At 43.7% G+C, this 13439-nt stretch carries 8 protein-coding genes; 3 read left to right on the top strand and 5 right to left on the bottom strand.

Annotation, left to right across the window (positions count from 1 at the left end; genetic code table 11):
• Positions 1–255 precede the first annotated feature (255 nt).
• The 5 genes from PMEL_RS10385 to PMEL_RS10365 all read right to left on the bottom strand — a co-directional run bounded on the left by PMEL_RS10385 (position 256) and on the right by PMEL_RS10365 (position 9091).
• On the bottom strand, positions 256–1422 hold the full coding sequence (locus PMEL_RS10385) for a zinc ribbon domain-containing protein (RefSeq protein WP_231999428.1): 1167 nt from the start codon (positions 1420–1422) through the stop codon (positions 256–258).
• Positions 1423–1451: 29 nt separating this feature from the next.
• Positions 1452–3602, bottom strand: a complete 2151-nt coding sequence (locus PMEL_RS10380; protein ID WP_120175186.1) for a peptidase U32 family protein — start codon at positions 3600–3602, stop codon at positions 1452–1454.
• Positions 3603–3781: 179 nt separating this feature from the next.
• Positions 3782–4663 (bottom strand): homoserine O-succinyltransferase, encoded by an 882-nt coding sequence (gene metA / locus PMEL_RS10375; RefSeq protein ID WP_120175185.1) that lies wholly within the window; start codon positions 4661–4663, stop codon positions 3782–3784.
• A 249-nt stretch (positions 4664–4912) separates the two neighbouring features.
• A complete protein-coding gene (locus PMEL_RS10370; RefSeq protein WP_120175184.1) occupies positions 4913–6946 on the bottom strand; it encodes a M13 family metallopeptidase in 2034 nt (677 codons plus the stop codon).
• A 156-nt stretch (positions 6947–7102) separates the two neighbouring features.
• Complete coding sequence (locus tag PMEL_RS10365) at positions 7103–9091, bottom strand: ABC-F family ATP-binding cassette domain-containing protein (protein WP_120175183.1); 1989 nt, start codon at positions 9089–9091, stop codon at positions 7103–7105.
• Between the two features lie 869 nt (positions 9092–9960).
• Between PMEL_RS10365 and PMEL_RS10360 the strand changes: the two genes are divergently transcribed.
• The 3 genes from PMEL_RS10360 (at position 9961) to PMEL_RS10350 (ending at position 13419) form a co-directional block, all read left to right on the top strand.
• Complete coding sequence (locus tag PMEL_RS10360; protein ID WP_120175546.1) at positions 9961–12102, top strand: M3 family metallopeptidase; 2142 nt, start codon at positions 9961–9963, stop codon at positions 12100–12102.
• Positions 12103–12166: 64 nt separating this feature from the next.
• Entirely contained in the window at positions 12167–12823 is a 657-nt protein-coding gene (locus PMEL_RS10355) for a murein L,D-transpeptidase catalytic domain-containing protein (RefSeq protein WP_120175182.1), read from the top strand.
• Between the two features lie 68 nt (positions 12824–12891).
• Complete coding sequence (locus PMEL_RS10350) at positions 12892–13419, top strand: 50S ribosomal protein L19 (RefSeq protein ID WP_231999427.1); 528 nt, start codon at positions 12892–12894, stop codon at positions 13417–13419.
• Positions 13420–13439: the final 20 nt, after the last annotated feature.

The following is a 13439-nucleotide window of genomic DNA, read 5'->3' as shown; positions in this document are numbered from 1 at the left end:
AGATGCCCTTTAAGCCTCTAAAAGATGCTCTTTTGAGCTCTAAATAACGCCCTTTTGAAGTCTAACTAAGCACCTATTAGATTAGTACTTTGTAACTAATTGAATACATGACACTTACAAGGGAAATAAAAATAGCCGTTTTTACCCTAAGAATAAGGTAAAAACGGCTATTGTATTGTAAATAATTTTATAAACGACCAAGCGTTTATTTTAAATATAAAACCTGTTGAAATTCATATCTAACAAGTGCTTTTGCTATTCATTTACAGCTCCACACTGTGGACATCTTCCTTTTCTATGTAGGCGTACACCACAATTACCACAGTAATAGGTCTCGCTACTCTTACGTAGATAGATACGGAAAGCATAATAGATATAAGCGATGAGAAGTGGATAACCTATATAATATAAAGTAAGTACTGAGAAAACAATGTAATTCACTGCACATACCGCACCTAACCCACTAAGATAAAGCAAGGTTTCGCCCGACTTCAACAATCTTCGCACATCGTCAATCGTGGCAAGACCAATAATGAGCATTGCCCACACAAGTACCAAAAAGATATTGAGTAATAATGGCTGTGAGAAGGGATTGAGCGAAGGATGGAAGTAGAACTCACGCCATGTCTCTGGTGCAAAGAGCTGTATGCTCGCATAAAAAGCCGCAGAGAGTGCCACAATGACAGCTAACAGCGTGGGATAGAACGAACTAATATCATTAAAGTGTACGATATGTGCGTTCTTCTTCAATATCTTACGTGCCAAATAACCTACACCCATGATTGAGAAAACAATCAAAAATATGAGTAGGTGAACATTTGAGAAAGTAGAAATAAACTGTGAAATAGGGTCTGCTGGGTCAACCTGTTTCAACAGACGAGACTCGTGAATCCAACCAAAGGCATAATCCTCTGTTGCGATTTGCACCCATACAGAATCCTGCTTATCAATGGGAAGAATACGAATATCAGCCACAACGACTTCCTTTCCTTTCTTCACGGCAAAGGAGTCTGTCTTCATTTCGTTGACAGCCTCTTCTGGTTGTTGACGAAGAAGCATCAGCGAATCAGATGTAACAATAAAGTTAAACCCCTGCGAATAATGATGTTTTACACGAAAAGCCAACGAATCTTCTTTACTTCGTGTACCACTCCACTCTATTTCGTTATTATCTTTTTGTTTCAAGATTGAGTCACCCTCAGCCTCTAATCGACGAGATATCTGTGCCTCCTGAATGCTATCGGGCAAGCGGAAAGATGATGGGGTCTTCTTATGATAACAGCCTGTAAAAAAGAAACTAAGCAATAAAAGGAAGAATACACCTACTATGCCACAACGTTGCACAGAGCAACTGTCAGACTTCTTTGTTACTGAAGTCTGTGCAAGTTCTTGCTCCTTAACCTTTCCTTTATTCGTAATCATAATGAGAAACGATAGATTATGAATTTCTATTACGTAACGTTACACACATTCATCTGGCAATTCTTACAGTCAAACTCTAAGCGGAAACGACGCTTATCAGGCAGTTCGAGGAAGAGTGGCTCACGCCAAGTTGGCTTCTGTCCACCTCGCTTCACACAATACCCGAGCGAATAACGGATACAATGACGGCACTGCATCAACAAGTGAGAAACTGCCTCTTTATCTCCCTTGATAGAGAACGACTTACCTGATGGCTCAGAACCATTAGCAACACCTGTAGGGTATTGAAGTTCAAAAGCAGGTTCGGCTTTGGTCAATCCTTGCTGTTCATAGAACTTTCGAGCTGCATCATTGGAGATATTATACAGATAAGGTAACTGCTGATATTGAGAAGGATTTACCATAGAGAACTGTGGCTTAGGTTCTGACAGTTTTCTCTTAGTATTTCGATAAATCGTCATACGCTGCATATTCATTACCTGCTTATCAAGTTCCTCTATCACCATACGACGAAGTTCTGCAAGCATACTGCTCGGGATAAAGTACTTATCAGCTCCGTCAACTATCTCAACCTCAGCACATTCATATACCGTATTACCCAACTTCGTGAGCTGACGTATGATGTTATCACGTTGAGGTTTTTGGGCAAGTTGAAGACCTCCCCCAGCCCCTCCAAGGGGAGGGGAGAGCCTAACGGGATGTTCGTTGGATATTCGTTGGTGAAAATTATAAGTGGATAAAGAATCTTGTGAACAATCATTAGATTCCGATTCATGAGAGATATGGTTAATCCTATCATCTATCACCTCTGCTTTTGCCCATATTGTCCCACGACTATCCCTCAGGCACTCCCCTCCTTTAGAGGGGTTGGGGGAGGTTTCAGAGGAGACTCCAAACCACATCTTTATCGCAATCTTACGTTCAGCGGTCTTTCCACTTAACTCTTTATCAAACGCTTGGTCTTGATTACGATACAAGCCCATACCTGGCTTTAAGCCTCTTGGCATCTTAAAAGGATAGAGGCGATTACCAACTGCACGATTTACACGGAATCCCTCTAAGCGTGTTGACTGACTTTCTGTATCACGCGAAAGGAAACATAGTCCATCACCATTCGCAAAGTTTGCTGTGCTGGACACATTAAAACTATCACGCCTTATCTCCTTTACACGACCCACAAACTCACCCAATGCCTTTGGCGTATCGGGTGAGAAGATGTCTGCTTGTCTACCCTTGAGGAAGTAGTTGGTATAACCACGGTTAAAAGTCTTCTTCAAATCAGGTGTAAACGAATAGCGAACACGTCCCAAAGAAGCACGTCGGAACTCATCGGGATGCTTACTGATAATCTCGTCAATACGTTTACTATACGCCGAAACAACGTTCTTCACGTAGTTGATATCCTTCAATCTTCCCTCTATCTTAAAGGCACAAGCCCCCGAACGCATAAGCGTTTCAAGGTTATCAATCTGGCTCATATCCTTCAATGAGAGAAGATGGCGCTGGTGTTCGATGGTCTTTCCGTCTGAATCCTTCAAATCAAAAGCCAATCGACAGAACTGTGCACACGCACCACGGTTGGCCGAACGACCAAAACTATGTTGTGAAACATAGCATACACCACTATAACTTACGCACAATGCTCCATGCACAAAGGCTTCCAATTCAAGTTCTGGCAAACGACTATGAATATCGTTTATCTCCTCAGCAGACAATTCACGGGCGAGTACAACACGATCAAAACCCTGTTGGCTCAACCATTGTGCCTTTTTCCAAGTTCGTGTATCACACTGTGTACTGGCGTGAAGAGCTACTGTATCAGGAACTATCTCCCTCACCTTACTCATCAATCCCATATCCTGCAAGAGGAAGGCATCCACGCCTACGTCCACCAATTCGCGCACCAATGCAAGCGTATCGTCAAACTCATCGTTATAGATAATCGTATTGATAGTCACGTGAACTGTGGCTCCATAGCGATGGGCATATTCGCATAGCTTACCGATATCCTCCACACTATTGCCTGCGGACTGACGTGCTCCGAATCGGGAAGCACCGATATATACGGCATCAGCTCCGTGTTCAATAGCGGCTATACCACATTCCAAGTTCTTGGCTGGGGCGAGGAGTTCGATTGTGATGGGTGATGGGTGATGGGTGATGGGTGTTGATGAGTGCATATTGTTGTGTGTTGGGTGATGATGAAGTGTTTATAGGATGATGAGTGTTGAGTGTTGGGTGTTGATGAATACATATTGATGGGTGATGAGGAATTCTAACGATAGGGATCAACTATTTATAATGGAAGATGATGCTAATCAAATGCAACAATTCATTAATACCCATCATTCAACACCTATCACCCAACGACTACCCAACTCAACCAATTTGTAAACAGTAAATTAGCATGTGAACGCCAAGTAACCAGTGGCCCTTTCTCTGGCTTGTCTTCACGATAATAATACTTCGGAAGTTCTACGTCATCACGCTTACCAAGGTCACGACGATACTCTGTGTCGAGTGTGTCGGGAGCATACTCTAAATGGCCTGTGATAAAGAACTCACGCCTACTACGTGACCTTACAATAGACACGCCACTCTCCTCTGACTCAGCAATGATTTCAAGGTCGGTTACCCGTTCAATATCCTCACGCCTAATCTCCGTATGACGACTCTGAGGCATACGGAAGACATCGTCAAAAACACGAAACAGAGGTAATTCGGGCTTTAGAGGAATCGTTGGGAAGATACCGAACATCTTCTTTGGCAAAGGATACTTCGGAATGTTATAGAAATGATAGAGTCCCGCTTGTGCAGCCCAACAGATGTAAAGCGTTGAACGCACATTCTCACGTGCCCAATTGAATATTCCTTGCAGTTCTGTCCAATAGTCCACCTCCTCAAAGGGCATATCCTCAACAGGTGCACCAGTGACTATCATTCCGTCTATCTTCTCCTTGCTAAGTTCCTCAAGCGTGTGATAGAAACGGTCCATGTGTTCCGCTGGTGTGTGCTTAGAAGTATGACTTTTGAGTTTCATAAAGCTGATATCCAACAATAGCGGACTATTAGAAAGAATACGTATGAAATCGGTCTCAGTCGTAATCTTAAACGGCATAAGATTGAGTATGACTATGCGAAGTGGACGCTTATCCTCCTTTGCAAGCATATCTTCGATGTTGATATTCTCACGCTTCAGTATATCAATAGCGGGAAGCCCGTCGGGCAATCTTAATGGCATATCCTGTTTCCTTTATCTTTTACAGGGTCATACAAGCATACAACCCTTCTTTTCTCTGCTTTAAAACTAAGATACAAAGATAGTAATTTATAACAGATTCCACAAGTCTTACCTATATAAAAGTATGAATAGAAATAGGATAATGGATGGTAGGTGGTAGGTGGTAATGAATAGTAATTCTGCTTAGCATCTATTACTCAAACAATATGCAATCATCAACACCCAACACCCATCACCCAACACCAACACTTACCAAAGCTTCAGACGCTCAGCCTCAGGGAGGAATAGTTTATCACCCTCCTTCACACCAAACGCCTTATACCATGCGTTGATATGTGGCAAAGCACCATTCACACGCCACTCACCAAGAGAGTGAGGGTCACTCTTCACACGACTACGAATCTCAGCCTCTGTAATATTGTTTGCCCATACACCAGCATAAGCGATAAAGAAACGTTGTTCTGGTGTAAAGCCCATAATAACCTTACCCTTCTTAGCCTCTGGCGTCTTCTCGAAAGCATTGAAAGCCACCTCAAGTCCACCGTGGTCAGCAAGGTTCTCACCTAATGTGAGCTTACCATTTGCGTAGAGATCAGGCAATACCTTAATAGCACTGAAGAAGTCAGCATACTTACTTGTGCGTGCCTCGAAGTTCTTAGCATCCTCCTCTGTCCACCAGTCAGTCATATTACCATCCTTATCATAATGACGTCCCTGATCATCGAATCCGTGTGTCATCTCGTGACCGATAACCACACCAATAGCACCATAGTTAAAGGCATCATCAGCCTTTGGGTCGAAGAATGGATATTGAAGAATACCTGCTGGGAAGCAGATTTCATTCGTCGTAGGGTTATAGTAAGCATTCACGGTCTGAGGGGTCATCAACCACTTGTCCTTGTCAACTGGCTTACCAGCCTTCTCCTCGATAGCATCCTTCGCCCAGAACTTCTGACAGGTCAGCACGTTCTCATAATATGATTTCGATGGATCAACCGTAAGCTGGCTCAAATCCTTCCACTTGTTAGGATAGCCCACCTTCACATAGAACGATGAAAGTTTCTCAAGTGCAGCTTTCTTTGTGGCCTCACTCATCCAGTCCTGTGCCTTGATACGCTCAGCAAGACTCACCTCAAGGTTCTTGATGAGGTCTTCCATACGCTTCTTACTTGTAGCTGGGAAGTAACGTTCACAATAGATACGGCCAAGCGCCTCACCCATCTGCTTCTCCACCTGCTGAGTGGCACGCTTCCAACGAGGGTAATCCTCCTTTGTACCACGCATCGTCTTACTAAAGAAGTTGAAGTATTCAGCACGCACATCATCGCTCAGGTAGTTAGCCGAAGCAAGGATAGCACTCCACTCCATACGCGCACGAAGTTCGTCAGAAGTCTCAGTAGATGTCAGCTTGTCAACACCCGCAAGGAAGGCAGGCTGACATACGACCATCGTCTGAATATACTCACTCTTAATACCCTCAGCATTTGCCATCTGTTCAAGCGGAATATTAGGATATTTCTCCTTGAACTCACTGAGCGTCATCTTGTTATAATTAGCCTCCACGTCACGCAATTCTGTACGACTCTTTGAAATCATAGCTAACATCGTTTCATAACGCATTACGGCATCACGCTTAGCTTCAGCCTGTGCATCAGAGAATCCATAGAGACGGAACATATTAGCAATAAACTGACGGAAGGCGTTACGGATGTCAGTCGTGGCCTTATCATTATCAAGATAATACTCCTTCTGTCCAAGGCTCAGTCCGTCCTGATAGATAAGAAGGATATTCATCTTCGCATTCTTCTCGTCGGCCTCAAAGGAATAGCCCATTGGCACACCATAACCAAAGCTTGCATACTTCAATTGAAGAGCACGAAGGTCAGAAAGTGTCTTTGCGTTCTCCATCTCATTGAGCAGAGGCTTAACAGGGCTCACACCCTCCTTGTTACGGCGCACTGAGTCCATAGCAAGCTTATAGAAGTCACCTAACTTCTTCTCTGTGGCACTCTGTTTACCCTGATTCTTGAGCAAATCTGTCAGAATAGTGTTGATTCGCTTGTTATTATTCTCTTGTAATTGGTCGAACGAACCAAAGCGTGAGAAGGCTCCAGGAAGTGGATTAAGTTTCTGCCATCCACCTGTAGCAAACGTAAAGAAGTCGTCAGCTGGACGTACCGACTTGTCGAGATTCTCAGCCTTGATTCCTGCCTGTCCTTGTGCCATAACGGTAAAAGGGGCTGATGCAAGGAGCATCATTGGTAATAGTTTTTTGATACGCATAGTAAAAAATATTTGGTTTTAATTCAGAATCCAATTAGAATTCAAAATTCAGAATTCAGAATTCATAATTATGATTACCGATGTAGGAGATATTCAAAGCTCAAAGTTCAATGTTCAAAGTTCAAAGCTCAAAGTTCAAAGCTCAATGTTCAAAGTTCAAAGTTCAAAGTTCAAAGTCTCCAACTCTTCCGACAGTATGAGCCATCTATCGTTTTCCTCATCGAGTTCACGTTGGAGGTTGGTATATTCCGTTACGAGTTCCATATTCGAGGCATTCTCAGGGGCCATCAGGAGTTCATCGAGTTCGCTCTTACGTGCTTCGAGTTTCGCTATCTTAGCCTCCGACTCTTCCACAGCACGTTGTGCCTTACGAATCTTCTTCTGTTGTTCTTTGCGTTCAGCGTAAGATAAAGCCTCCCCCGACTCCCCCGAAGGGAGGGGAGAAGCATTTCTACTATCATTAGGTTTTGATGATGCCGGCGAGAGGTTCTCTGCACTCTCCCCCTTTCGGGGGAGTTGGAGGGGGCTTCTCAACCAGTCATAAATACCACCTAAATGCTCTCTAACCTTACCACCACCAAACTCATACACCTTGCTCACCAATCCATCGAGGAACTCACGGTCATGACTCACGATGATTGCCGTACCATCAAAAGACTTGATAGCCTCCTTCAACACTTCTTTTGAAGCGATGTCGAGGTGGTTGGTAGGCTCATCGAGGATAAGAAGATTCACTGGTTCGAGTAGGAGTTTTATCATTGCTAAACGCGAACGCTCACCACCCGAAAGTACCTTAACATACTTCTCCGACGTCTCACCACCGAACATAAAGGCACCGAGCAGGTCGTTTATCCTCAAACGCATATCACCTGTGGCAACTCTATCAATGGTTTCATATATCGTGAGGTTCTCATCTAACAACTGTGCCTGATTCTGTGCGAAATAACCTATCTGTACGTTATGACCTATCTTCAGCGTACCATCAAAAGGTATCTCACCCATAATACACTTCACGAAGGTAGACTTTCCCTCACCATTCTTACCGACAAAAGCCACTTTCTCACCTCGCTTAATAATAAGGTCGACACCCTCAAACACCGTCTGCCCCGGTCCGTCACTATGCAATCTGCTTGGATAAGTCTTCCCCAATCCCTCTGCAATGACAGGATAATCCCCACTTCGCAAACATGGAGGGAACTTCAAACGCATAGCCGAATTGTCAACCTCATCCACCTCGATTGGCACAATCTTCTCTAACTGGCGAATGCGTTGTTGTACCTGTACGGCCTTTGTGGCTTGATAACGGAAACGCTCAATGAACGCCCTTGTTTCTGCAATCTCCTTCTGCTGGTTCTCATACGCACGAAGCTGCTGTTCACGACGCTCTTTTCTGAGGACGAGATACTCGTCATACTTCACACGATAATCTTCCACGTGTCCGCAGGTAATCTCCAGCGTACGGTTCGTTACATTGTTGACAAACGCACGGTCGTGACTCACAAGCACGACGGCCTTAGCACTTTGAGAGAGGAATTGCTCAAGCCATTGAATAGACTCAATGTCAAGATGGTTCGTCGGCTCATCAAGTAGGAGGACATCAGGACGACGGAGAAGAATCTTCGCCAACTCAATACGCATACGCCATCCACCAGAGAACTCACGTGTAGGGCGATCAAAATCCTCACGTGTAAAACCAAGACCTGTCAGCGTACGCTCAATCTCAGCCTCATAATTCTCACCTCCCATCATCATATAGCGTTCGTGCTCAGTCGTGAAGCGTTCTACTAACTCTGCATATCCGTCACTCTCATAGTCGGTACGCTCAGCCATTTCCTGCTCCATCTTCTTGAGCTTCGCCTCCATCTTCGTCTTGTCAGCGAAAGCCTTGCGCGTCTCCTCCTTCACGGTCGTATCGTCAGAAAGTTTCATCACCTGAGGAAGATAGCCCACAGTCGTATCGTTCGGTATAGAAACAACGCCACCCGTAGGCTTTTGCAGTCCACAAAGAATCTTCAACATTGTTGACTTTCCCGCTCCGTTCTTACCCACTAAGGCAATCCTATCTCGCTCATTAATGACAAATGACACATCCTTAAACAATGGCTTCACGCCAAATTCCACCGTCAGTCCGTCTATTGATATCATTATATTTTTCTTTTCCTAAATGTTCTTTGCAAAGATAATATTTTTATTTTGAATAAGAAAGTTCCTAAACAGCCTTATATCAAAGAATCAAGAACTATTAAAAACTTCCCACAAAGACTATCGTTGGCTTATTTAAAGCTAAACTTTCTTTACATTATATGTGATGTACAAAGTTAGTAAAAATAAGCCAAAGAAGCAATTGATGTAGAGAATTTATCAGCAATATTATTTTTCAAAGAAACCATCATCACAAAAATATTTTCATATTAACACTTTAAAAATGTGCAGACAAGGTTTTGAAAAATCACAACATAATTTCGAATAAAACATCTACAAATAAAGACAAAAATATGTGTGAAAAGTAAGTTTGCAACCAACAGTAAATCAACCTGTTATAAAGTCATACAAGAAAAGGTGCTTAATTGGACTTCAAAAGGGCGTTAGTTAGACCTCAAAAGAGCATCTTTTCAAAGTCAAGTAGGCGTATTTTTAAAGCCAAAAGAGTATGTGTTGACTTTGAATAGATTAAAAATAATTTACAAACATCGCTCAACACCCAACAATTAATTAGGTGATGGGTGTTAGGTGATGGGTGTTAATGATTACTATAATCTACATACCATCAACACCGAAGCAAGAGAAGGAACTGCTGTATGCTAAGTTAATGATTGCTATAATCTACATACCATCAACAACCAACATTCAACACCCAACACCCAACAATAATCACCCATTAATTTCATAATCTCAGTTTTTTTATGTAAGTTTGCGGTAAAATAGGTGTTGGGTGGTAGGTGGTAGGTGTTGATGATTACTATAATCTACACACCATCAACACCCAACACCCAACACCCAACAATATTATGAACATGAAACAGAACCTAAAACATGTTGTGCTTGCCGCAGGACTTGCCTGCACAGCACTTACAGGTCAGGCACAGAGTGTAAGACCTAAGACCACACAGACGGTCACAAATTCGCTTATGAAACAGAGTACATTACCTTTTAATGCTCCTGACTTCAGTCGTATCAAGAGTGAGGACTATCTGCCTGCTATCAAACAGGCTATCGCTCAGCAGAGGGCGGAGATAAAGAAGATTACCGATAACAAGCAGAAGCCTACCTTCGTAAATACTATCTTGGCTTACGAGCGTAGTGGAAAGAACTTGGAACGTATCTCAAATATCTTCTATGCGCTCGCCTCAGCTGATAAAACTCCTGAGATTGAGAAGGCGCAGGGAAGCATCGTTCCGCTGATGACGGAATTTGAGAATGAGGTTAAGTTTAATCAGAAGTTCTTCCAGCGCATCAAGTATGTCTACGACCACGAATATAAGACGCTCAAGGGGGAGGATAAGAAGTTATTAGAGGTTGTCTACAAGGACTTTACACACGCTGGCGCTCTCCTTCCAAAGGAGAAGATGGCTCGTATGCAGGAGATTAACAAGGAATTGGCAAAGCTTCAGCAGGACTTTGGCAATATGCTTCCAAAAGCCGCTAACGAGGCAACAGTATGGGTCAATGATGTAAAGGAATTGGCGGGTCTTAGCGAGACGGATATCGCTCAGTGCAAGAAGGATGCTGAGAGTCGTGGTGGTAAGGCACCTTACTGTATCGTAATTACAAATACTACTCAACAACCTATCCTCGCAAGTCTTGAGAATCGTGCACTGCGTGAGAAGGTCTTCAACGCTTCTATTCATCGTACGGATGGCACGGGTGCTTATAACACCTTCCCTGTCATCGTGAAGATAGCTCGCTTGCGTGCGGAGAAGGCTCAGCTGATGGGTTATAAGAACTATGCTTCTTACTCGCTATCAAAGACAATGGCAAAGAATACGAATAATGTTTATGCTTTCTTGCATCAGATGATTGAGGCTTATAAACCTAAGTCGGAAGCTCAGACAAAGGCGATTGAGGAGTATGCTCAGAAGACAGAGGGCGCAGACTTCCGTCTCCAGCCTTACGATCGCTTCTATTATTCGGCAAAGATGAAGAAGGACCAGTATAGTTTCTCTGACGATGATGTGAAGCCTTATTTCAATCTTGACTCGGTACTCGTAAATGGTATCTTCTATGCGGCTCATCGTGTCTATGGACTCAGCTTCCGTGAGCGTAAGGATATTCCTACTTACCACAAGGATATGAAGGTGTTTGACGTGATAGATGCTGACGGCAAGCAATTGGCTCTCTTCTATTGCGATTACTTCCGTCGTCCAACAAAGCGTGGTGGTGCGTGGATGAGTGCCTTCCTCAAACAGAGTGGTGACCGTCAGCAGAAACCTCTGATTTTCAACGTTTGTAACTATGCTAAGGCCCCAGAGGGTCAACCAACGCTCCTTACTTGGGATGAGACTCAGACGATGTTCCACGAGTTCGGTCACGCCCTGCATGGTATGCTTTCTAATTGTAAGTATAACACGTTGAGCGGTACTGCCGTATCACGTGACTTTGTGGAGATGCCTTCACAGTTTAATGAGTCGTTCGCAAGTATTCCAGAGGTGTTCAATAACTATGCACGTCATTACAAGACCAATGAGCCTATGCCAGATGCCTTGCGTGAGAAGATGTTGGGTTCACTCAACTTCCTTTCAGCTTATTCATTGGGCGAGAACCTTTCAGCTACAAGCGTAGACTTGGCTTGGCATTGCCTCTCACCATCCGAGGTTCCAACAGCTCAAGAGGCACCAGCCTTCGAGAAGAAGGTATTGGCGGATATGGGTCTGTTGAACAATCAGATTCCTCCACGTTACTCTACTTCTTACTTCAACCACATTTGGGGTGGAGGATATGCAGCTGGTTATTACAGCTATTTGTGGAGTGAGGTATTAGCCGCAAACATTGCTGATTACTTCGAGGCTCATGGTGCACTGACTCGCAAGGTGGGTGATGACTTCCGCCAGAAGATTCTCTCACGTGGAAATACTCGCGACCTTATGCAGATCTTCTCTGACTTCACTGGCCTCAAAGCACCTGATACAAAGGGATTGCTGAAGGCAAGGGGAATGTAAAAGCCCCACCCAACCTCCCCGAAAGGGGAGGAGTGTTTTCCGTTACTTGCCAAAAATAAAAGCAATGAAAAGTAAAACACAACCAAAAGGACATATCACTCCCCTCTACGGGGGAGGAATAAGGGGGAGAGGTCGGTTTTTCTTTTTCTTTCTTCTCTTTCTTCTAACCCTTAACTTTGGGGTAAAGGGCTATTGGAAGATAAAGTCCTATTCATTCCAAAGTTATTTCAAAGATGTATGGGAAATCTGTCACGAAAAGGGATATAACGAAGATTATTGCATCCTCGTAGACTTCTCACGCCCATCGGGTGAGGACCGAATGGCTATCATCGACCTGAATACGTTGACCGTACTCGACACTGGCCCCTGTGCACATGGCAAAGGAAAGGGTAACAGTGCGTGGAAACCTGTTTTCTCAAATAAGGAGGGGAGCAGATGTTCAAGTCTCGGAGCTTTCAAGATTGCAGAGAAAGGCTATTCCACTACTGTCGGACTGCGTTTTGCGCTTGATGGTCTTGATGATTCGAACAGCAATGCACGCCAAAGAAACATCCTCATCCATAGTTCCCGATACGTGGGCATTATGCACCATCTCACCTCCTATCTTCCTCTCTCCGATGCTTCGTGGGGATGCTTCACGACAAGCCCTGCTATGCTAAGGAAAATCGAAGTCCTTTGTGACAAGAGTAGGAAACCCATCCTGCTTTATGCATATAAATAATCTTGACGAACAAAAAGATTATAATGGAACTGAACCTGAAAAGAACCCTGACTTGTATAATCCTGACTGTGCTCACCAGTCTCACCACACGTGCCCAGACCTTATGCGTCATTGACGGCATTCCTCTACCCGACTCCCTCCTGTACGTTACCATCGACGAGATGCGGTCGGATTCGGCTAAACAGATTGTATCACATAGACTGAGACTTATTCCGCCCCAAGCGATTGAATCCATTCAGACATTCTCAGCAGAAGAGCAAATAAAACAAGGGAAGAACATCACTTTCTGTAAAATGCCAAGAGATATTGTCATCATAAGAACCAACTCCCTTGCTAAACTACAATGGATTCTAAACGGCAAGATAATAAACCCACGAAAAAGACTGACCATCATTGATTACAAACTTTCACCCCAACGTATAATGGAGGCTTTGCCAAGGCGTATTAAGCCCACGGACATCGTTTCTGCCGACATCCTTACTTATATAAACGATCCACGACAAGAAAAACATCCAACCATCATGATTAAGACAAAACGCACTGATTCTTCCAAAAAAACAAAGGGCACTGACCCAAAAGTAATGGAAGGGAAGTAGTCAGATTCCACAAAGACAAG

The sequence above is a fragment of the Prevotella melaninogenica genome (assembly GCF_003609775.1).
Classification (GTDB): Bacteria; Bacteroidota; Bacteroidia; order Bacteroidales; family Bacteroidaceae; genus Prevotella; species Prevotella melaninogenica_A.
Note: the sequence above shows the minus strand (reverse complement) of the source record. Positions and strands in the feature narration are given on the sequence as shown.